23 protein-coding genes (1 of these 23 cut by a window edge) are annotated in these 22271 nt (G+C 42.8%); 20 read left to right on the top strand and 3 right to left on the bottom strand.

From position 1 onward, the window contains the following. Positions 1–59: 59 nt before the first annotated feature. The gene (locus ACSLBF_RS16255; RefSeq protein ID WP_440054387.1) at positions 60–2519 is read right to left on the bottom strand and encodes a penicillin-binding protein 1A; all 2460 of its coding nucleotides are present in this window, start codon (positions 2517–2519) and stop codon (positions 60–62) included. Between the two features lie 126 nt (positions 2520–2645). Here ACSLBF_RS16255 and ACSLBF_RS16250 point away from each other — a divergent pair, with 126 nt between their 5' ends. The 9 genes from ACSLBF_RS16250 (at position 2646) to ACSLBF_RS16210 (ending at position 11581) form a co-directional block, all read left to right on the top strand. Then, complete coding sequence (locus ACSLBF_RS16250; RefSeq protein WP_440054386.1) at positions 2646–3725, top strand: pilus assembly protein PilM; 1080 nt, start codon at positions 2646–2648, stop codon at positions 3723–3725. Next, positions 3713–4300: a PilN domain-containing protein gene (locus ACSLBF_RS16245; RefSeq protein ID WP_440054385.1), complete on the top strand. Its 588-nt coding sequence runs from the start codon at positions 3713–3715 to the stop codon at positions 4298–4300. The genes ACSLBF_RS16250 and ACSLBF_RS16245 overlap by 13 nt, the downstream gene beginning before the upstream one ends. Next, on the top strand, positions 4300–4902 hold the full coding sequence (locus tag ACSLBF_RS16240) for a type 4a pilus biogenesis protein PilO (protein WP_440054384.1): 603 nt from the start codon (positions 4300–4302) through the stop codon (positions 4900–4902). Before ACSLBF_RS16245 ends, ACSLBF_RS16240 begins: the two co-directional genes overlap by 1 nt. Next, positions 4902–5441, top strand: coding sequence for a pilus assembly protein PilP (locus tag ACSLBF_RS16235; protein WP_440054383.1), 540 nt, complete (start codon positions 4902–4904; stop codon positions 5439–5441). Before ACSLBF_RS16240 ends, ACSLBF_RS16235 begins: the two co-directional genes overlap by 1 nt. Positions 5442–5472: 31 nt before the next feature. Next, positions 5473–7497: a type IV pilus secretin PilQ gene (locus tag ACSLBF_RS16230; protein ID WP_440056255.1), complete on the top strand. Its 2025-nt coding sequence runs from the start codon at positions 5473–5475 to the stop codon at positions 7495–7497. A 150-nt stretch (positions 7498–7647) separates the two neighbouring features. After that, positions 7648–8166 (top strand): shikimate kinase AroK, encoded by a 519-nt coding sequence (aroK, locus tag ACSLBF_RS16225; protein ID WP_440054382.1) that lies wholly within the window; start codon positions 7648–7650, stop codon positions 8164–8166. Between the two features lie 23 nt (positions 8167–8189). After that, the gene (aroB, locus tag ACSLBF_RS16220) at positions 8190–9260 is read left to right on the top strand and encodes a 3-dehydroquinate synthase (protein ID WP_440054381.1); all 1071 of its coding nucleotides are present in this window, start codon (positions 8190–8192) and stop codon (positions 9258–9260) included. Beyond that, positions 9261–10700, top strand: a complete 1440-nt coding sequence (locus ACSLBF_RS16215; RefSeq protein ID WP_440054380.1) for an AAA family ATPase — start codon at positions 9261–9263, stop codon at positions 10698–10700. A 47-nt stretch (positions 10701–10747) separates the two neighbouring features. After that, positions 10748–11581, top strand: a complete 834-nt coding sequence (locus tag ACSLBF_RS16210; RefSeq protein ID WP_440054379.1) for a Dam family site-specific DNA-(adenine-N6)-methyltransferase — start codon at positions 10748–10750, stop codon at positions 11579–11581. Here the strand turns inward: ACSLBF_RS16210 and ACSLBF_RS16205 are convergent. Both ACSLBF_RS16205 and ACSLBF_RS16200 read right to left on the bottom strand, forming a co-directional pair. Further along, positions 11578–11775 (bottom strand): DUF2970 domain-containing protein, encoded by a 198-nt coding sequence (locus ACSLBF_RS16205; RefSeq protein WP_440054378.1) that lies wholly within the window; start codon positions 11773–11775, stop codon positions 11578–11580. The two genes, ACSLBF_RS16210 and ACSLBF_RS16205, sit on opposite strands and share 4 nt — an antisense overlap. Before the next feature lie 12 nt (positions 11776–11787). Then, a complete protein-coding gene (locus ACSLBF_RS16200; RefSeq protein WP_440054377.1) occupies positions 11788–12081 on the bottom strand; it encodes a hypothetical protein in 294 nt (97 codons plus the stop codon). 138 nt (positions 12082–12219) lie between these two features. Here ACSLBF_RS16200 and rpe point away from each other — a divergent pair, with 138 nt between their 5' ends. The 11 genes from rpe to speD all read left to right on the top strand — a co-directional run. Continuing rightward, on the top strand, positions 12220–12891 hold the full coding sequence (gene rpe, locus ACSLBF_RS16195) for a ribulose-phosphate 3-epimerase (RefSeq protein WP_440054376.1): 672 nt from the start codon (positions 12220–12222) through the stop codon (positions 12889–12891). Continuing rightward, positions 12891–13556 carry an HAD-IA family hydrolase gene (locus ACSLBF_RS16190; protein ID WP_440054375.1) on the top strand — a complete coding sequence of 222 codons (666 nt, stop codon included), beginning with the start codon at positions 12891–12893 and terminating at the stop codon, positions 13554–13556. The genes rpe and ACSLBF_RS16190 overlap by 1 nt, the downstream gene beginning before the upstream one ends. Positions 13557–13577: 21 nt before the next feature. Beyond that, positions 13578–14582, top strand: coding sequence for a tryptophan--tRNA ligase (trpS, locus tag ACSLBF_RS16185; RefSeq protein ID WP_440054374.1), 1005 nt, complete (start codon positions 13578–13580; stop codon positions 14580–14582). An 84-nt stretch (positions 14583–14666) separates the two neighbouring features. Further along, positions 14667–15248: an anthranilate synthase component II gene (locus ACSLBF_RS16180; protein ID WP_440054373.1), complete on the top strand. Its 582-nt coding sequence runs from the start codon at positions 14667–14669 to the stop codon at positions 15246–15248. A gap of 166 nt (positions 15249–15414) precedes the next feature. Continuing rightward, the gene (locus ACSLBF_RS16175; RefSeq protein ID WP_440054372.1) at positions 15415–16590 is read left to right on the top strand and encodes an HDOD domain-containing protein; all 1176 of its coding nucleotides are present in this window, start codon (positions 15415–15417) and stop codon (positions 16588–16590) included. A 372-nt stretch (positions 16591–16962) separates the two neighbouring features. After that, entirely contained in the window at positions 16963–18174 is a 1212-nt protein-coding gene (locus ACSLBF_RS16170) for an aspartate aminotransferase family protein (RefSeq protein ID WP_440054371.1), read from the top strand. A 69-nt stretch (positions 18175–18243) separates the two neighbouring features. Next, entirely contained in the window at positions 18244–19260 is a 1017-nt protein-coding gene (gene astA, locus ACSLBF_RS16165) for an arginine N-succinyltransferase (RefSeq protein WP_440054370.1), read from the top strand. Positions 19261–19275: 15 nt separating this feature from the next. Further along, on the top strand, positions 19276–20748 hold the full coding sequence (astD, locus tag ACSLBF_RS16160) for a succinylglutamate-semialdehyde dehydrogenase (protein WP_440054369.1): 1473 nt from the start codon (positions 19276–19278) through the stop codon (positions 20746–20748). 153 nt (positions 20749–20901) lie between these two features. After that, a complete protein-coding gene (locus ACSLBF_RS16155) occupies positions 20902–21237 on the top strand; it encodes a DUF3802 family protein (RefSeq protein WP_440056254.1) in 336 nt (111 codons plus the stop codon). Positions 21238–21307: 70 nt separating this feature from the next. After that, positions 21308–21721 (top strand): OsmC family protein, encoded by a 414-nt coding sequence (locus ACSLBF_RS16150; RefSeq protein ID WP_440054368.1) that lies wholly within the window; start codon positions 21308–21310, stop codon positions 21719–21721. 85 nt (positions 21722–21806) lie between these two features. Then, positions 21807–22271, top strand: the 5' portion of a protein-coding gene (speD, locus tag ACSLBF_RS16145; protein ID WP_440054367.1) for an adenosylmethionine decarboxylase. It continues 345 nt past the right edge of the window; the window shows 465 of its 810 coding nt (coding positions 1–465); the start codon lies at positions 21807–21809; its stop codon lies beyond the right edge, outside the window.

Below are 22271 nucleotides of genomic sequence, written 5' to 3'. Positions count from 1 at the left end.
CGTAAAAATACATAAGCCAAGAAAAGCCGATATCACTCAATATCGGCTTTTTGATTTATTTAAAATAGCTCATCTTGCGCGGGCAGTGGTGCGCTGTCATCAAATGGGGTGCTCTGCTCAGTATCAAGCACATATTTTGTTGGTGCGGTACCTTCTTCGAAATATTCAAAGCGGCTGGTGTGATCATTTTTACGCGATAATAAACCTGTCTTGAGGTCGATACGGGTAGAAACCAGCCCTTGAGGTGGTTCTATCGGGGCAAGTGGTTCACCAGCTAAGACATCGCGCATGAAATCTACCCAGGCTGGCAAAGCGGTAACTGCACCAGCTTCTGCACCGGCTAATTGGTTCGTGCCTAAGTTTGCATTATAGGCGGCGCGTCCAAGTGAGCGACCTGCATCGTCAAACCCGACCCATACAGTGGTAAGAACATTACGATTAAAGCCAGTAAACCAAGTATCAACAGATGAGTTCGTGGTTCCCGTTTTTCCGGCTAAATCCCGTCTCTTAAGCGACTGTCCACGCCAACCTGTGCCACTCCAACCTGTGTTATGACGCCAGCTTCCACCGCCCCAAATTGTGCTTTTCATTGCATCCGCGATGAGAAACGCATTTTGTTCCGAAATCACTTTTGGTGCACAGCGTTCCGGATGCTGCTCCCACTGTTCTTCATCACATACTAATAGTGGTGCAGCTCGCCCTAGCTCATTGCCAAACGCATCGGTGATCCGATCAATGTAATAGGGTTCTATAAGGTGCCCGCCATTAGCAAATGTACTCATGCCTCGAGCTATTTCCAGCGGAGTCATCGCCGCACTACCTAAGGCGAGAGATTCGCTACGGTTAATGTCACTGTCTTGAAAGCCAAACTTCAGTAAGTGATCAGCGGTGTTGTCTAGCCCAACGCCTTTTAACAACCTTACAGAAACTACATTTTTGGATTGCGCTAGTGCGCGGCGAATGCGAATTGGGCCGTTGTAGACTTCTGGGCTGTTGGCTGGTCGCCATGCTATGCCAAGGCTTTTGTCCCATTGATTAATTGGCGCATCGTTAATAATGGTGGCTAATGTGTAACCGTTTTCGAGCGCTGCTGAGTATATAAATGGTTTAATGTTAGAGCCGACTTGGCGTTTTGCCTGTGTGGCTCGATTGTATTGACTTTGTGCAAAGCTATAACCACCAACAATGGCTTTGATCCGTCCATCTTGCGGATCAAGAGAAACCAGAGCACTGGATGGTTGAGGAATTTGCGCTAGCGTCCACTGGTTATCTTCAAGCTGTTTGACCCAAATTTGCATGCCAGGAGCCAGCACTTCAGATGCTACTTTTGGTGGCAGACTTTGACGTTCGTCGCTGATGTATTTACGAGCCCATTTTATGCCATCCCAGCCAAGAGAGATAAACTGGCCTGACTTAAGTAATAATTGCGCGGATTGTTCATTCACTTGAAGCACTACTGCGGCTTGTAATGGATCGAGCTCTTCGATGTTATCCAACTTGGCCAAAATTGCTTCACTATCCCACGGTGTATCCGTCTCACTGTCCCACAGCAGGCGTTCTGGTCCACGGAAACCATGTCGCATGTCGTAGCGATGTAGATTTTCAATGAGCGCGGTTTGTGCGGCTTTTTGAACATCTGACTCGACACTGGTATAGACCTTCATTCCAGAGTTATAAGCCTTGTCTTTACCGTAGCGTTCGACCATGTAGGCACGCACCATCTCAGAAATGTACGGTGCATACAATTCAATTTCAGCACCGTGTCTTTCTGCTGTGATTGGTGCCTCAGTAGCTTCTCGGTATTGTTCTCGAGTAATGTAGTTTTCTGCGAGCATTCGCCCCAGTACGACGTTTCTTCTTGATTTTGCTCTGCTGGGGTTGCTGATAGGGTTTAACGTAGAAGGTGCTTTTGGCAGTCCTGCAATCATTGCCATTTGCGGCAGCGTTAGCTCTGATAGGCTTTTACCGTAGTAGACTTGGGCTGCAGCTCCGATCCCGAATGCACGGTGACCAAGCTCAATTTTGTTTAGGTAGAGTTCTAATATTTCGTCTTTATTCAGCACTTGTTCCATGTGTAAAGCGATAAAAATCTCTTTTACTTTACGAATATAAGCTTTTTCCCTCGTTAAAAAGAAGTTCCTTGCCAACTGCATTGTGATGGTGCTTGCACCTTGTTTTTTCTCACCAGTCGTAATTAACACAAATGCGGAACGGACGATGCCTATCGGATCAATACCAAAATGCTCGTAAAAGCGGTTATCTTCAGTGGCGAGAAAAGCCTTCTTGAGAGGTTCTGGAACTTCACTTAACTTTACTGGAATACGTCGTTTCTCACCAAATTGATTTATCAGCTTGCCATCACGAGTAAAGACCTGCATTGGGGTTTGCAGTTGCACATCTTTCAATACCTCTACACTTGGGATATCAGATTTGACATAATAATAAAGGATGACGAGAATAAGTACGCCTAATAGGGTACAAGCAAGACTGAATTGTAAAAATCTTTTCAATAATTTCACTGAATTATCCCTAGTTGGACTCCCAATTATAGGTAGACACTGCTAGTATATCTTGATTAAAAAACGATTAATATTTCCGTGTGCTAGTTTTTAGCGTAACACCACAAAGGATAATAGGCATACCCGATGCTGAGTCAGTTATTTAACAAACAAGCGCCACAAATGATCGGTATCGATATTGGTTCCCATTGTGTTAAAGCGGTTTTGCTTTCAAAGGCGAATATCGGTTTTCGTGTCGAGGCTGTAGCAATTGAGCCTATCCAAAAAGGTGCGGTTAACGAACGCACTATTCAAGACATTGAAGCCATTGCTAATGCTATCACAAAAATAAAAAAGCGCCTGCCTCGTTTGACACAGTATGCTGCTGTTGCTGTTTCTGGACAGACTGTAATAACCAAGGTGATCTTCATGGACGTGTCATTAACAGATGCTGAATTAGAGTCTCAGATCGCCATTGAAGCAGATAGTTTGATCCCCTATCCGCTTGATGAAGTCAGTCTAGACTTCGAGAAAATCGGGGTAAATGAAGCCGATCCTTCTAAGGTGAATATATTGCTCTCAGCAGCACGCACTGAAAGTGTTCAAGCCCGAGTTGGCGCGCTAGAAGAAGCAGGGTTGAAAGCAAAAGTAGTTGATGTTGAGTGTTATGCCCTTGGTCGCGCTTTGGACGTACTTTATCCACAACTCCCCGATGATGCCTATGACAAAGTGGTCGCGGTTGTTGATGTCGGAGCGGTGATTACATCCATGAGTGTGGTGCAATCGGGGAAAGTGATTTATACCCGAGAGCAAATGTTTGGTGGTGAACAATACACAAATAGCATCGTTGCTTACTACAATAAAAGTTATGACGAGGCCGAATTAGCAAAAACCACGAAAGACTTGCCGCCAAATTACATTTTTGAAGTCTTGGCACCATTTCAAACCGCGTTGCTACAGCAGGTTAGACGTGCATTACAGATGTTTATGACTTCAAGCGGGAAAGAACAAGTCGATTATATTGTCATGACAGGAGGAACCTCCTTGGTCGAAGGACTAGATAAACTGCTTATCGATGAATTGGGTATTCACACTGTCGTTGCTGACCCATTTGGCCAGATGGAAGTTGCCCCAAAAGTAGACCGTCATGTATTAGATAAACACAAGTCACAATTTGCTTTGGCAACTGGATTGGCGTTGAGGAGTTTTTCAGCATGCCACATATAAATCTGCTGCCTTGGCGTGAACAGCAAAGGCAAGCTTCGCAGCAACTCTTTTTAGTGATCATTGCGCTGATCATTGCTGTGTGTTTAGTTGTTATGTATTTTCTCGGCAGCTTTTACGATAGTCTGCGCTCGGGGCAAGACGTAAAGAATCGCTATTTAGAAATGGAAATAGCAAAACTAGACACGCGCATTGTGGCTATTAACGACCTGAATGAAAAGAAAGATAGTCTTCAGCGTCGTATCCGGCTAATTGAAGAGCTGCAGCGCAATCGTAATTTAGGCACGCAAATCATTGACGAAATTGCTCGAGTGGTGCCTGCTGGTGTGTATTTAACTAACTTACAGCGAGAAGGCAGCTTGATCAAGGTGGTTGGCAGAAGCGAGTCCAATAACCGCTTATCGCAAATGCTGCGTCAAGTAGAGTCTTCTTATTTGCTTGAAAGTCCAAGCATTCAAGGGATTGTTGCAGGTGAACAGTCATCTAAGTTACTTAGTGACTTTACGATGCACTTTACTATTAAGTCTTTCCAAGAGGTTGACGCTGCCAATCTAAAACGTAAGCACGGTGGGAAGTGATGAAGTTGGATATCAACAGCTTAAGAGAAATAGACTGGAACGAGATCGAACTAGACAATATTGGTGAGTGGCCTTTTGCGGTAAAACTACTTTGCTCAATACTGGTCGTGATTGTTATGTTGGTCTTGGGTTACAACATTATGGTGGCCAGTTCTATCAGCCGTTATGAGAGTGCTCAAGCTAAAGAACAAGAGCTTAGACGTAATTATGAGATAAAGTACGCTCGAGCTAACAATCTTGAGTTGTATAAACAACAAATGAGAGACATGGAAGCACAATTCACCGAACTACTGCGACGTCTGCCGAGCTCGAATGAAACCCCAGGATTGCTGGACGATTTAACCTATGTTGGCACCTCAAGTGGATTAACGTTCTTAAAGATTGGCTGGATGCCTGAGGTTAAAAAGGAATTCTATACTGAGCTACCTATAAGACTAGAAGTCATTGGTAAATATCATGAATTTGGAGAGTTCGTGAGTAAAGTTGCAGAGTTGCCGAGGATCGTTAGCCTACATGATTTTAGAATTGAAAATGCGGGTAATGGAGAACTTGTATTCAGTGTTGTGGCGAAAACTTACCGATATGAGCAAGGGAAAGCGTAATGAGGTATTGGTTAGCTATCAGTGTCGTACTTTTGCTATCTGGTTGTAATGACGGTACGGCAGAGCAAAAAGAATTTATAGATAAGGTAAAGGCGAGTTCTACTCCAAAAGTTGAGCCTTTACCAGAAATGAAAGATTTTAGTCATTTTAAATATAGTGCATCGACGCTGCGTAGCCCGTTTGTTGCACCCGAACCTGAAGTCATAGAAAATAAACTCATTCAGGTAAAAAACTGTCTACATCCAGATCCAGATCGAGGCCGAGACCCACTTGAGAAGTACCCATTGGATAACTTGAATATGAAAGGCGTTATTGCATTAGACGACGAACGATGGGCTTTAATACAGACCTCTAATCAAGGACTCTATCGTATCAAAGCGGGCCAATTTATGGGGCTATATCATGGTAAGGTGCTAAAAGTAGATGCAGATTCATTGGAATTACTAGAGCTGATCCCCGATGGCTCCGGGTGTTGGAAAGAGCGACTTACAAAAGTTGAAATGTTAGAGGTAGAACAAGGTGGCACAAACGATGTTTAACAGGAAAGTTAGGTGCAAAAATATCCGCTTGATGGATAGCATATTTGGTGCTCTTTGCTGCTTTGTGTTGATGGCGGTTAGCTCTTTGGTACATGCATTACCCATGCTTTACGATGTACGCTACAATCCGGTGCCTGCGGGTGAAACCCAGCTGCAACTGGTATTTGATGAAAAACTTACAACTAAACCCAATGTCAGTGTAAGCAATTCTCCAGCAAGTATTCAGTTGTTTTTTCAAGGCGCTGAATTTGAAGAGAGTTTACGCGTTGTCGAGATTGTTCAAGCGGGTATTACAAATGTTACCAGTGAGCTTCGAGAGGATGGCTTTGCCCTTACCATCAATCTAGATAAACTCAAACTTTATAAAACGGAAGTCAAAAATAATCTTGTGAATGTTCATATCTCCGACAATCCCATTGTAAGTGAGGGTGAACAATCTAATTCTGTTACTTCCAGAATTAATCAAATCCAAGCAATAGACTTCCGTCGCGGAGATAAAGGCGAGGGCAAAATACTTGCCTTCCTTGAACACAATCAAGCGGCGGTTGATGTGCAGGAGCGAGGTGGCAAAATCATTGCTGATTTCCATCATATAGACCTTGCTGACGATCTGTTGTACGAACTTGATGTGACTGACTTTGGTACGGTAGTATCGAGCATTGAAACGTTCAGAGAAGAGAATAAAAGTCGGTTAATTATTCAACCAAATGCTGCGTTCAAGTATAGCTATCAGCAGCTAGGCAATATTTTTACTTTGACGGTTAGAAAAGACCAAGGCGCTGCCGCCTTTGGTGAACAAAAAGCCTATAGTGGTCAACCCATTTCACTTAATTTTCAAGATATCCCTATTCGTTCAGTGTTACAGATTATTGCAGATACAAATGACTTTAATTTAGTCACTAGTGATTCTGTTGCCGGTAACATTACGCTTCGCTTGGACGGTGTGCCTTGGGATCAGGCGCTTGATGTTGTGTTGCGCGTTAAAGGTCTCGACAAAAGAATGGATGGTTCGATTTTGATGGTTGCACCATCGGAAGAATTAGCAGCCAGAGAAGCCAAAGAGCTCCAGGCCCGTCAACAAGTAGAAGAGTTAGAGCCGTTATATAGTGAATATATTCAGCTCAACTATGCCAAAGCAGCTGAGTTCGCAGGCCTACTAAAAACTGATATTAATTCTATCGTTAGTGCACGAGGCAGTGTTTCTGTTGATCAGCGCACAAATACTTTGTTGATCAAAGATACAGCACGTAGCATCGAAAGCATTCGTCGTATGGTGGAAACGTTGGATGTTCCGGTTAAACAGGTGCGTATAGAGTCTCGTATGGTTACGGTCGACGACAACGTGCAGGAAGACTTAGGAGTTCGTTGGGGGTTTAGTGATCAACAAGGTACTGACGGTATTTCAGGTTCACTGGAGGGGGCTGGAACCCTTGCTGGTGGCACCATCCCCACGCTTGATAACCGTTTAAATGTTAACCTCGGTGTGCAAAGTACTGCTGCGGGAAGTATCGGAGTGCATATTGCAAAGCTTGCAGATGGCACTTTGATTGATTTGGAATTATCCGCGCTAGAGCAGGAAAATAAAGGGGAGATCATTGCTACCCCAAGTATCACCACGGCAAATCAAAAGAAAGCAAGAATAGAGCAAGGTACAGAGATCCCTTATGTGGAAGCGTCTTCCAGTGGGGCAACGTCGGTAAGCTTTAAAAAGGCGGTACTGAGCCTAGAAGTAACCCCACAAATTACACCGGATAACAAAATTATTTTAGATTTAATCATCACTCAAGATACGAAAGGTGATATTGTGCAAACGCCAAATGGACCGGCTGTTGCTATCAACACCCAACAAATACAAACACAAGTACTGGTTGAAAATGGCCAGACAATTGTATTGGGAGGTATTTATCAACAAGAGCTGAAAACGGCGGTAAGTAAGATCCCATTGCTTGGCGACATCCCGTACCTTGGTATGTTTTTCAGAAATTCTCGTGACATAAATGAGAAGAGAGAACTGTTGATATTCGTGACCCCTAAAATCATTCAGGACGGTTTATAATTCGCGGACCAGCAAAAGTATTAGTCTTTTTGTATGGTTTGACTTGAAATTGCTCTTTGATTACTGAGATAATCCCCTCCTTAATTTTGGGGCCAGGTCGTTAGGCGGGGTTTTATTTCAAATTTTAGAGTTCGTTTGTACTAAAAAGATATGGCTGAGAAACGTAATATATTTCTAGTAGGCCCGATGGGGGCTGGTAAAAGCACGATTGGTCGTCACATTGCTGATCAATTACACCTTGAATTTTTTGACTCGGATCAGGAAATTGAACGCCGTACTGGCGCCGATATCTCGTGGGTTTTTGACATTGAAGGTGAAGAAGGCTTTCGTAAGCGCGAAGAAACTGTTATCTCTGATCTAACAGAAATGCAAGGCATTGTGTTAGCAACAGGTGGCGGTTCAGTGATCAGCAAAGAAGTACGTAACAAGCTGTCAGCGCGTGGTATTGTTGTATACCTTGAGACACCAATTGAAAAACAAGTTGCTCGTACTCAGCGTGATAAGCGTCGTCCACTGCTACAAACAGAAGAAGACTCTCGTGACGTATTAGAACGACTGGCAGGAGAACGAGAGCCTCTATATAAAGAGATTGCAGATCACGTTGTTCGCACAGATGAACAAAGTGCAAAAGTCGTAGCAAATCAAATCATTGAAAAACTAGGTTTCTAATTAGACAAAAAGGTGGGTGGCTCATGCTTGAATTAAAGGTTGATTTAAACGAGCGAAGCTACCCTATCTATATTGGTGCAGGGGTACTCGCAGATACGCCTAAACTTATTACTCACATTGGTAAATGCCGCCCGGTTATTATTACCAACGAAACCATTGCACCACTTTATTTACCTTCATTACTTGAACAGTTAAATGGTTTATCACCTTTAAGCTTTGTAATACCAGACGGAGAGCAATACAAATCTCTTACATGGTTTGAAAAGATTTCAGCTTTTCTGCTCGAACATAATTGTGGTAGAGATACTTGCCTTGTGGCCCTAGGTGGTGGGGTAGTGGGAGATTTGACTGGTTTTGTGGCGGCATGCTATCAACGTGGTGTGCCATTTATACAAATTCCGACGACACTACTGTCGCAAGTTGACTCCTCAGTAGGCGGAAAAACTGCTGTAAATCATGCCTTAGGCAAAAACATGATTGGTGCGTTCTATCAGCCCAAAGCGGTTTTTATCGATACAGACACCTTGAATACATTACCTGCCAGAGAGTTTGCCGCGGGGATGGCTGAGGTTATAAAGTATGCATTAATTTATGATGCTGATTTTCTTGAGCAGTTAAATGAATTGCATCCGAAACTGTCCCAATTAGATACATCAAGCTTACAGTATGTCATCCACAAGTGTTGTGCAATCAAAGCAGAGATTGTCGCTCAAGATGAAACTGAAGCCGGGTTACGGGCGTTACTTAATCTTGGGCACACTTTTGGTCATGCTATTGAAGCTCAAATGGGTTACGGAAACTGGCTGCACGGAGAAGCCGTAGCGGCGGGTATGGTATTAGCAGTAAAGTTGGCTGCGAGACGAGGTGATTTAACTCAGCAACAGGTTGAACAAATTACGAAAGTGATTGAGAAATATGATTTACCAACCTTGCCTCCGTCACAAATGAATGCTGAGCAGTTTTTATCCCACATGCGTAAGGATAAAAAGAACAAGCAAGGCCGTATTCGCTTTATTTTACCCACTCAGCTAGGTCGTTGCGCCTTGGTTGATGATGTTTCTGATGAGAATGTGATTGAGTTAATAGGCCGCTAAATGCAGTCACAAATATTACCAAGCCGAGCTGCCTTGGTTGACAGAATTGCTATGCAATTCGAATACGGACAGAGCCTGATCACTTTGGTGGGTCCATCCGGTGTGGGTAAAAGCTACCTTGCTGAGACGTTACTTACTGATAAATATCCTGATTTTAATAAAGCTTATGTTAAGCTTACGGCAACTAGCGCAGAGCTTGATGTCATCCGCCAGCTATTAGAGCACAGTTTTCGAAGCCCAATCATCGACCAAAAGTTGTCACTAAGTGAGAATTTCCGGCTGTTGTATTCAGAGCAACCGAGCGGGCCGTGTTTGTGGGTGATTGATGGAGCTCGGCATTTGACTCAGGAACTAGCGGAAGAATTAAGCAAAATTGCACAGTTTGGATTAGAGACTGTCTATATTCTAGTTACCGCTCAACAACCTAATTTAATTCCTAATTCTCTTGATATACATATTGAACCACTATCAATCGTTGAAAGTAAGCGGTTAATGAGTATGTTCTTTAGTACTTTGCCACCCGATGAAGATCCAATTTTCAAAACGTTTCTAAATGAATCAAGCGGTAACCCGAGCATCTTACTTTCTTGGCAAAGTGAGTCTGAAAAGCTGGAATTGAGAGATGAGAGTGACTCTTTAAGAGTTAAAGCTCAGTGGCAATGGTATGCAATTTTGGGTTGTGTACTCCTGAGTTTGTTCATGGCGGCATTTTTATATCAGGAAGACTTGAGTCAGTTATTGTCAACACAGCCTGAGTCTTCAGAAAATATAGCAACGGTTATTCCAGCAACCCAAGTGTTTGATGATAAAACAGCAAATACTAAAGTAACCAAAGTTACTATACCTGAAGAACCAGTGACAGAAACTTCAAAAGGCGTTTCTGCAGAAGAGCCTGAATCTGAAGCCAGTCAATCTGCTGAGGTAGCAGGAGTTAACACCATTTTAAACGTAATTACGGCAGAGACTAAAAGTGCAGAGCCAGAAAGTATACCAAGATCTGATGGCGCAGCAGTTTTCGCTACAGAGCCCTTTCAAGCCAATACAGAGACCATAATTACTCAGCAAGAAGAACAATCTCAAGTAACATCTGAGCAAGCCGATCCAGTGCCTGTCGCAACACCGTCAGCTTTAGCTGCTGTTGTCGATAATACGTGGTTCCTTGCTCAACGGGATGAAGACTGGACTATCCAATTACTTGCAGTGCGCGATGTATCAATAGCACAAGATTTTATCGCTCAGTATTCTCAGCTGGAATTACATATGTTCCAAGTCATACGCGGAGGACAGAAACTCTACATAGTCTGTTTTGGCGCGTTTGCGAACGGAAATTTAGCGAATGAAGCGAAGTCGACGCTGCCTAAAGCTATTTTAGAAAACCAGCCATTCCTTAAACAGCTCAATAAAATTAAACAAGAAATAACGGACTCTCTCGGTAATTGAGTTCATTTAGTGTAGAATCGCTCAACCAATCATGAAACAGACCAAGCATGCAACAAAAGACTAGAGCCTTCTTAAAATGGGCTGGTGGGAAATATAGTTTGGTGGAAGATATCGCCAAGCGTTTACAATCTGCAAGTCAAGAAGCAGACACGCTAGTAGAACCTTTTGTTGGAGCTGGCTCCGTGTTTTTAAACACACATTTCAAGCATTATGTACTAAATGACATCAATGCTGATTTAATCAATTTATACAAAGAACTACAGCGCACGCCTGATGAATTTATTAGCGATGCAAAAAAGCTGTTTGTAGAATTGAATAACCACCCTGAGGCGTACTACGGCTACCGTACACAGTTCAATGAGAGCATTGATGTTTATGAGCGAGCTATTCTATTTTTATACATGAACCGCCATGGTTACAATGGTCTATGCCGTTACAATTTAAAAGGTATCTTTAATGTTCCGTTTGGAAAATATAAGAAGCCTTACTTTCCAGAACGTGAGTTGTACATCTTCGCCGAGAAGGCACAGCATGCGACCTTTACTTGTCAAAGCTACCCAGAAGTATTCAAAAAGTTGCCTAACAATGCGGTTGTGTATTGTGATCCGCCTTATGTTCCCTTAAGTAAAACAGCTTCATTTACCAGTTATGCTAAAGGTGGATTTGATCTGGATGATCAGGCAAGACTTGCTATTTTGGCGGAGCAGAGTGCTTTTGAACAGCAAACACCGGTGTTAATTTCTAATCATGATACTGTTTGGACACGGAAAATTTACGCTCAAGCTAAGCTAGATGTGATCCAAGTGAAACGAACGATCAGTCCCAAAGGTAATGGTCGAAACAAGGTTGATGAGCTAATGGCGCTTTTTCATAAAGATTAAGCTGTCAGTACCACAGAATTAACGAACCATAGCAAAGAAGCAACAAAAAATAAGACAAAAAATAAGCCAGCGATTACAAAAGGCCAGAATTTGCTGCCAGAAAAGTCATATTGATATTTGCTTTGGCTTTGTACCCCAAACATCGCAGCGATGACGCTTTGTAATATAGCTAGCTTATCTTTCCAGAATGACACGAGGCAACTTTATTATAAAGGTGACGGTGTGTCAGAACGGCTTTGTTCGTCATTAGAACCGACGAGTAACTCAAGCAAATCTAAATAATGAAACTGTCCGCTTGAACTTCCACCAGTTAACCAAGCAGCCCAACTTGTATGAGCTTCTGGTTGGCATTGTTCGTAAGAACTTGATAGTTCATTGCAAGCACATGTTTCATTTTTAACTGTAACATTTTGCTCTGAATCGTTGAATGATAATACACCTGCTGTCATCAATAAACTTGCCGACACCAGTGCTATCCGTGCTTTGTACTTAGTAACCATAACCCTAACCCCAACGAATGGATTCGAACATTATGATACACAATGTTCGTTTCTTGCACAATCATTAAAAACCAAGGATCGCAGACTTTTATGCCGATTTAGGGTAGAGTAACGCTGTCTAAAATGTAAGGGGTTGTCATGTCTGACTTTTTAATTGCACCATCAATTCTTTCCGCTGATTTCGCTAGATTGGGAGAGGAAGTTGAAAACGTGATATCGGCAGGAGCAGATGTCGTTCATTTTGATGTAATGGACAATCATTACGTGCCCAACTTAACTTTTGGTCCTATGGTGTGTGAAGCACTGCGCAATTATGGAATCACCGCGCCAATTGATGTGCACTTGATGGTTAAACCTGTTGATAGCCTTATCCCCGAGTTTGCCAAAGCGGGAGCAAGTATTATTACTTTTCACCCGGAAAGTAGTGAGCACATAGATCGAAGCTTAGCGCTAATTAAAGATGCTGGATGTAAGGCGGGTTTAGTATTTAACCCGGCAACACCACTACATTATCTCGATCATGTGATGGATAAAATTGATCAAATCTTACTTATGTCGGTAAACCCAGGCTTTGGGGGGCAGAGTTTTATTCCACACACGCTAGAAAAATTAAAAGAAGCGCGTCAACGCATTGAAGCGTCAGGCCAAGAGATTAGGTTGGAAGTAGATGGCGGTATCAAAGTGGATAACATTGCTGAAGTTGCAGCTGCAGGTGCTGATATGTTTGTAGCAGGTTCTGCTATTTTCAATCAGCCTGATTACAAGTCAGTCATTGATGCCATGCGTGCCGAATTGGCAAAGGTGAAATAATGAAGTTTGAAGGCGTTATTTTCGACCTTGATGGCACGCTTGTAGATAGCGTTGAAGATATGTATGTAGCGCTAAATCTGACACTGACCGAGTTGGCTTACCCCGTGATAGGTAGATCGCAAGTGCGTGAGTGGGTAGGAAACGGTATTGATACTTTGGTGTTAAGAGCGCTAAGCGGGAGTACGCAAATTAGTGAGCATTTAAATCATCATGATACAGAATTTGCGCAGGCTAGATTTAAACTACATTATGGCGAGCTTGTCGGCCAATATGCAGGATTATACCAACATGTCATCACTGGATTGAGTGCTTTGGCGCATTTACCTAAAGCGATAGTTACGAATAAAAACAGAGACTTTACCAAACCGTTAATCGAAAAACTAAACTTACAGACACATTTTGATGTATTGGTGTGTGGTGATGATGGAGAAAAAAAACCATCGCCAGAGCCTTTATTGAATGCTGCCAAGCAACTGTCAGTTTCACCCGACAAGCTTATTATGGTTGGTGATTCAAAGAGCGATATTGTTGCAGCTCATCGCGCCAACATCCCTGTGATTGCGCTCAATTATGGGTATAATCAGGGATTAGATTTACAAGAGTTCAATCCGCAGTACCTTTGTGATGAATTCTTAGATATTATTCCCATTATTAATCAAAGATAACCGAAGAGATAAAGGAACGACATGACTAAACCTGTAGTGTTAAGTGGTATTCAACCAAGTGGGGGGATGACAATCGGCAATTATGTAGGTGCCATAAACCAGTGGCTTGAACTACAGAAAGATCATGACTGTTACTTTATGATGGTTGACTTACATGCCATTACAGTTCGCCAAAAGCCTGAAGAATTGCGCGAACGCATTTTGGATGGTGTGGCACTTTACACCGCATGCGGTATTGACCCGAACAAGTCAGCCTTATTCGTTCAGTCGCAGGTACCAGCACACGCACAGCTAGGTTGGGTATTGAACTGTTATACGCAAATGGGCGAATTGAACCGTATGACGCAGTTTAAGGACAAATCCAGTAAGCATTCGAACAACATTAACGTTGGGTTATTTGCTTACCCCGTCTTACAAGCTGCTGATATTTTGCTGTACCAGGCTGATCAAGTTCCTGTAGGTGAAGATCAAAAACAGCACCTAGAGTTGACTAGGGATATCGCGACTCGTTTCAACAATTTACATGGCGATGTCTTTAAGATCCCAGAGCCTTATATTCCGAAGCTGGGCGCTCGAGTAATGAGCCTGCAAGATCCGCTTAAGAAGATGTCGAAATCTGATGAGAACCCGAACGGTTTTGTAATGCTGCTCGACGAGCCGAAAAAGATTGAGAAAAAACTCAAAAAAGCAGTAACAGACTCTGATGAACAAGCGCGTATTTACTTTGACAGAGAAGAAAAGCCAGGCGTATCGAACTTACTCACTTTGTTGAGTGTTGCTACCAAGCGTTCAATTGAAGAGCTAGTGCCTGAATATGAAGACAAGATGTATGGACACTTAAAGAAAGATACAGCTGAAGCTGTAGTTAATATGTTGGAGCCGATTCAAGCGAAATTTAAAGAGATCCGTGAAGACCGTCCACTACTTGATAAAATCATGCGTAATGGTGCGGAAAAAGCGAGTGCTCGAGCTGAGGTTACACTGAAAGCTGTTTATGATGCAGTGGGCTTTATACCTCGCGGTTAACGCTCTCAAAAGGGCATCTTATCGGTGCCCCTTTACCCTGTATTCCACAGACTCTTCCAATACTTGATCTATGGTGAAGTTTCCATGCTGTTAATGATCGATAATTACGACTCTTTCACTTATAACCTAGTGCAATATTTTCAGCGTTTGGGGCAAGATGTACTTGTAAAACGTAATGACGCAGTATCGCTGACAGACATTCAACGGCTTAACCCCAGATATTTAGTGATATCCCCCGGCCCCTGCAGCCCAAATGAAGCGGGTATTTCCTTGCAAGTGGTACGTCAATTTAAAGGTGAAATCCCCATTATGGGTATTTGCTTGGGTCATCAAACCATCGCGCAAGAAATGGGGGCGAGCATCGTCAGAGCAAGAGAGGTAATGCACGGTAAAACGTCGACACTTTATCATAACGGTATGGGCTCGTTTTCAGGTTTACCGTCTACTTTTTCTGTGTGCCGATACCATTCATTGGTTATTGATAAAGACACCCTACCAAGCGCGTTGAAAACTACAGCGTGGACAAACACTGAGACTGGTGAAATCGATGAAATCATGGGGATCTTCAGTGATGATTTAGCACTTGAAGGGGTACAGTTTCATCCGGAAGCAATTCTGACGGAGCATGGTCTGTCTTTACTTGATAACTTTCTAAAACGTTTCTAAAGTTTAGTGAAAGAATCCTTATCAACATAATGGATGAGCTTTTGGCTGTTGAGCGTAAGCTTAGATGAGAAAGATTCTTTGTTGTCGATAATTGGATAAACTCAGTCGTAATAATTGCAGGGTAAAGTACCTTATTTGGCTCCATTCTCAATATAAAGAAGCATGCATGACGCAAGATAATAAGCAAACTCTAATGGCACAAGCACTCGCAGAGCGTGCACATGACTTACTCATTAGTCTGAACTTTGCTCAGCAGCAAATCGGCTATATTCATACGTTTGATGCGAATTACGGCGAAAAAGTAGAAAAGCGCACTCTGCTCGAGGTTGAAATTGCAGCAGCAGCTAAGCGCAAGCAGTCCAGCACCAGTCATCACAAATACATCGCGAAAGCCAGCAAGCACTTACATTCAGTGATCGAAACGGCAATCAACAAGCAAATAGACGATTTTGATACCATATACAGCGAAGTCGTTGGTATTCAAGATTCTGTTCCTGCTATTTTGGATCTTCTATGCGTCCGCTCCGCATCAGTGGGGCGATTAGAGCCTTTAGTCAATGATTTAAGTTGGCTTGGGCGAGAACTGGTTGCGTTGGTGAACTTGCCGCAATATCGAAAAAAAACCAGTAAAGGCACTACTGTGACGGTTGACAGTCCTAAGCTAGCTTTGCGTTATTTAGGGCTTGAAAACCTCCAAACTGTAGTCCCAACCTTTTCTATGCGTCATTGGATGCCACATTCCACTGAACCTTTTACACTTATGAAAAGGAAGATGCATGATCTGAGCATGACGACCGCTATTGCTGCCAAAGAGTTAGCGCCTTTGTTTGGTGCTAATGAAAATCATGCTTTTACACTTGGTATGCTGCTCGATTTGGGGAAAATTGCACTGGCCCGTTTGTACCTAAGGACCTTTGAGAAGGTTTGGCAAAGTAAGGTACAAATCGCAAGGGATAAACAGCAAAAGGATCTACACACAGCATTATTAGAGTTGTCGCCAGACCCTTTGTTTTTGAGAAACTTGATGCTTGAACGTTCAGCTGTGTTGACTCGCAAGTTGATTGAAAAAATGGAATTAAAATACTTGCCTCTAAACGCACCAATGGAAGAGTACGCGCAAATTTATCTACCTAAAATGCATAATAAAATCGCCGAACCATTACCAATGACGCAGGTCATGGTTAAAGCTTATGGATACGCTCAATACCTTGTTTTAAAAGACAGTAATTTAATTGAGGATGATGAAGCTGAAGTGTGGTTTAGTCATTTAGGTTTAACAGCGGAAATGCGAGAGATGCTTGAAAAATGCTCGTTCCACAGTTTGCAGCTGAAAATTTTATAAAAAGTAAGCAAATTTTTTTGCGACTATTCATTCAAGGCATAAGCTTAGCAGAATCAGCCTCGAGTAAGCATTATGCCGCTTGCCACTAAAACTGATATTTAATAGTTATTCACTCGGCGTGAAATTTTATGTTAAACCCTTGAATATCAAGGGCTGAGAAGTTTCGCAAGGTGAGACAAATCCTAGATTTTCTGAAATAATGAGCGAATAAATTTTGTGCCGTTAGGAATGTACTTTGTCGAGTTGTGCTCGATAATCAGTGCATAATTATCTCAAACTGAATTCAGATGCAAAGAATTCAGTTTACCCAAAGTTAGGTTCGGAGATAATGCATTCCTAACATATGTCACTTGCTAAATATGAGGAAATAACATGGCTATCAATCGTGAATTGTTTGATGAAGTAATGGTTCCAAACTACGCTCCATCTGCTGTAATACCAGTTAAAGGAGAAGGTTCTCGCGTATGGGATCAGGAAGGTCGTGAGTACATCGACTTTGCAGGTGGTATCGCTGTAAATTGTTTAGGCCATTGCCATCCGGCTTTAGTGGGTGCTTTAAAAGAGCAAGGCGAGAAACTTTGGCACTTATCAAATGTGATGACCAATGAACCAGCGCTACGTTTAGCGAAAAAGCTGACGGATGCGACGTTTGCAGAAAAGGTTTACTTTGCAAATTCTGGCGCAGAAGCAAATGAAGCCGCATTGAAGTTGGCTCGTCGTTGGGCTCTAGATAAATTTGGTGCTGAAAAATCACAGATCATCTCTTTCAATAAAGGTTTCCATGGCCGTACTTTCTTCACAGTAACTGTGGGTGGCCAAGCTGCATATTCAGATGGTTTTGGACCAAAACCTGGAGACATCATCCACTCTGATTATAATGATTTAGCTGCACTTGAAGCGATTATCTCAGACAAAACTTGTGCAGTAATGATGGAGCCTTTACAAGGTGAAGGTGGCATCGTTTCACCTGAATCGGAATTCGTGAAAGGTGTGCGAGAACTGTGTGATAAGCACAATGCTTTGCTTATCTTTGATGAAGTGCAAACGGGTGTTGGTCGTACTGGCGACTTATATGCTTATCAAGGTTTAGGTGTAACTCCTGATATTTTAACCACAGCTAAGGCGTTGGGTGGTGGTTTCCCTATTGGTGCAATGATCACTACAACAGAAATAGCAGTACATTTGAAAGTAGGTACTCATGGTTCTACTTATGGTGGTAACCCACTTGCTTGTGCTGTAGCTGAAGCTGCTTTTGACACTGTGAACACTCCAGAAGTATTGGCTGGTGTTAAAGCTAAAGAAAAGTTATTCCGTGAGTTGCTGGCTGAAATTAACGATAAGCACCACGTGTTCAAAGAAGTCCGTGGTAAAGGATTGTTGCTAGGTGGTGTTGTTTCAGAAAAATACCAAGGCAAAGCAAAAGAGTTTTTGGTCGAAGGTATTAAGCAAGGCGTCATGTCATTAGTTGCTGGTGCTGACGTAGTGAGATTTACCCCTTCACTTGTGATCCCTGAAACCGATATTCGTGAAGGTATGGCGCGTTTTGAAAAAGCGGTCGCAGCGGTCGTTGCAAATAACGCTTAATTGCCAAAGTAGGGCTACAATTTTTTGCAGCCCTGTTGTTACCCATTATTTTTAGGAGTAAGCGGGCTCATGATGATCCTTCGCCCAATCCAAGAAAGCGATTATCCAGCGCTTTTAAACATTGCTCATGAGTCAGGTCATGGCTTTACTTCATTACCTGTCAATGAAGAGCTGCTGCAGAAGAAAATAGCGCGTTCAGTTGCTTCCTTTGGTAAAGATGCCGATAAGCCGTTTGATGAAGGTTATTTGTTTGTACTTGAAGACAGCGATACTGGTGAAGTTGTAGGTACAAGCGGTATTGAAGCAGCGGTTGGTTTAGATGATGCGTTTTATCATTACCACCTGAGCAAAGTGATCCACTCTTCTCGTACACTCGATGTTTACAAAGCTGTGGATATTCTCACGTTGTGTAACGATTACACTGGAGCAACTGAGCTATGCACCTTGTTTTTAAAAGACGGATATAGAAAAGGGCCTAATGGCAAGTTGCTATCACGCTCACGTTTTTTATTCATCAATGCCCATCGAGCTCGCTTTGCAGAAACCGTGATTGCGGAAATGCGAGGGGTATCTGACGAAAATGGCGAAAGTCCATTTTGGCAATGGTTGGAAGAACATTTTTTCTCGATGGACTTTCCGACGGCGGATTATCTTACTGGTATCGGTCAGAAGGTATTTATTGCCGAATTGATGCCGAAGTACCCCATTTATGTGAACTTGCTTAGTAAAGAAGCGCAAGCGGTGATAGGGCAAGTCCATGACAATACTCGACCAGCAATCCAACTGTTAAAAAATGAAGGGTTCACCTTTAACGGTTATGTTGATATTTTCGATGCAGGTCCAACTGTTGAGGCAAAAGTCGACAATATTCGTACAGTACGCAACATCGAGAAGCGCAAAGTAAAAATCGGCGACAGCACAGGGGGATATCCTGTGATGATCGCAAATGATAGACTGGTCGATTACAGGGCGTCAGTTATTGAGGTTAATCTGACTGACGACAGCGGTGACGTTATATTGGCTCCGCACGTCGCGGCGGCACTAAACGTTGCAGAAGGCGATATTGTAAGCCTGACTAAGATTTAAAAGTAGGAACAAATTATGACAACACATGCTGCACAATTGATAAACGGTGAGTGGCTAGAGGGGCAAGGTAGTCGCTTTAGTTCCATAAACCCTGCAAATAATGAAGTACTGTGGACCGCTCAGTCAGCGACTGCAGAACAAGTTGACTCAGCGGTCAAATCAGCGCGCCAAGCTTTTTACGCTTGGAGTGATATGAGCTTTGAATCCCGTTTAGAGATCGTCAAGCGTTTTGCTGAAGTATTAAAAGAAAACAGCGAAGAGCTTGCTGTTGCGATTGCTAAAGAAACGGGTAAGCCACTTTGGGAAACGCGTACAGAAGCCGGTGCAATGGTTGGTAAAATAGCGATTTCTGAAAAAGCATATCATGAACGTACTGGTGTTGTTGAAAACCCAATGCCAGTTGGTCGTGCTGTGATCCGCCATAAAGCACATGGTGTAGTTGCAGTGTTTGGTCCATATAATTTCCCTGGACATTTACCAAACGGACATATTGTTCCTGCACTACTCGCTGGTAATACCGTCATTTTCAAACCATCAGAGTTAACTCCCTACGTTGCAGAATTAACACTTAAATACTGGCAACAAGCGGGTCTGCCAGCTGGCGTGATAAACCTAGTACAAGGCGAAGTTGAAACGGGTAAAGCGCTCGCGTCTCATGCGGGTATCGATGGCTTGTTCTTCACAGGTTCGTCTCGTACCGGTCACTTATTGCACGAACAATACGCTGGCCAACCTGGTAAAATTTTGGCGTTGGAGATGGGGGGAAATAATCCGCTTATCGTGAAAGATGTTGCAGACACAAAAGCAGCTGTGCATGACATTATCCAATCAGCGTTTATTTCAAGTGGTCAACGCTGTACTTGTGCGCGGAAGCTGTTCCTACCTGCAGGAGAGCAGGGCGATGTGATTCTTGCACAACTTATCAAAGCAACTAAAGCAATCAAAGTGGGTAACTTTGATGATGCGGACCAGCCATTTATGGGTTCTATGATTTCAAATGCAGCGGCAGCAGGTATGGTAAAAGCGCAGCAGCAACTTGTTGAGCTTGGGGGAGAGTCGTTAATCGAGCTGACTCACACAGAAGGTACTGGATTTGTCACCCCAGGGATCATTGAATGTACAAACATTTCAGAATTCCCAGATGAAGAACATTTTGGCCCGCTGTTAAAAGTTTTCCGCTATACAGAGTTCGATTCAGCGATAGAAAAAGCAAATGAAACTAGCTTTGGCTTATCAGCAGGTCTTCTTGGCGATAATGAAGCGGACTACGAGCATTTTCTACGTCGCATTCGTGCCGGCATTGTAAACTGGAACCGTCCAATTACGGGGGCTTCAAGTGCTGCACCGTTTGGTGGTATCGGCGCTTCAGGTAATCACCGTGCAAGCGCATACTATGCAGCTGACTATTGTGCATATCCAGTAGCTTCAGTGGAGCTAGAAAAGGTAACTTTACCTGCAAGCTTGAGCCCAGGTTTGTCTTTAGATTAAAATACTTATTGTTGAGTACGCCTCAATAATATTGTTGTCAAAAAAGCAGCTTAGGCTGCTTTTTTGTGTCTAGTTGGCTACAAAAGTAGCATTCGAAAAAACTTTCTGCTTAAATCATAGGAGATGTCTTTGATAGTTTCGGGTGAGCGAAGTATGGTATTGGATAAACAAGGGTATGATGAATTAGTCATGTATTTGACACAAAACCTAGCCTTGTTTGAAAAACCGGGAGAAATCAAACCTGGTGCGCCTAAAGTAATGGAACTGATTGAAGATGTGATCGCTGAGCATGTGATAAAAATCTGCGAACAGCACTCAGAGTTAACTACTGAACAGCGAAGCATGATTGTTCGAGAGGTAGATGGTATTGTCTATGACCTTCAAGAGGTGCTGTCTAGTGTTGTTGATCAACAAGTCACAGTTGAGCAAAGAGAATTTATTGAAGAGTTTGCGGGTTTGGTGAAAAACCTGTTTGACTCAGCTGTTTAGACTGGCACAATCTAATTGTCGTTTTAAAGCACCGCCAAAAGGCGGTGCTCGTCGTTTATAGAGGAAGATTATGCTAGCAAGTGTGAAATGGGTTGAAGGGGATACATTTATAGGCCGTTCTGCATCAGGCCACAATGTTGTATTTGATGCTGGATCTGACAGCGCAGCTCCAAGCCCTATGGAAATGGTATTGATGTCGGCAGGTTGCTGTTCGTCGGTAGATGTTGTAAGTATTTTGCAAAAAGCCCGTCAAGACATTGCAGACGTAGAAGTGAAACTAACGGCCGAGCGTGCTGAGACTGCCCCTAGAGTGTTCACTAAAATTAATCTACACTTTGTGGTTCGAGGCCGCAATGTTTCAGAAAAGCACCTAGAAAGAGCCGTGAGTTTGTCTGCAGAAAAGTATTGTTCTGTAGCCTTAATGCTTGAAAAAGCAGTAGAAATTACCCATAGCCACGAGGTGATCGAAATTGACGAAAAATAACGCTTTTTCATGGCGCTAATTTCGTATAAAATCCGCGAACTTTTATTTCTGCAGCGCAGATTTTTTGCTTTAAGGTGGGTCTATCGTGAACAAGCCCTTTGACAAAATTAAACTCCATGGCTTTAACAACTTAACTAAGAGTTTAAGCTTTAGTATTTACGATATTTGCTACGCTAAGACCGAGCAACAACGTAAAGAATATCTGGAATATATTGATGAGCAGTATAGCGCTGATCGACTAACCGATATCCTAAAGGATGTAGTAGACATCATTGGTGCGAATGTTTTGAATATTGCGCGTCAAGATTATGAGCCGCAAGGGGCTAGTGTAACCATTTTAGTTTCAGAAGAACCTGTCGAGCAGCAAACTTTCGATAGCGAAGAAACACCAGGTCCATTACCTGAGTCTGTGGTTGCGCACCTAGACAAGAGTCATATTTGTGTACACACATATCCTGAAGCACATCCACATGATGGAATTTGTACTTTCAGAGCGGATATTGAAGTGTCAACTTGTGGCATCATTTCGCCATTAAAGGCATTGAACTTC

The sequence above is a fragment of the Pseudoalteromonas sp. T1lg65 genome (assembly GCF_051930985.1).
GTDB lineage: Bacteria > Pseudomonadota > Gammaproteobacteria > Enterobacterales > Alteromonadaceae > Pseudoalteromonas.
Note: the sequence above shows the minus strand (reverse complement) of the source record. Positions and strands in the feature narration are given on the sequence as shown.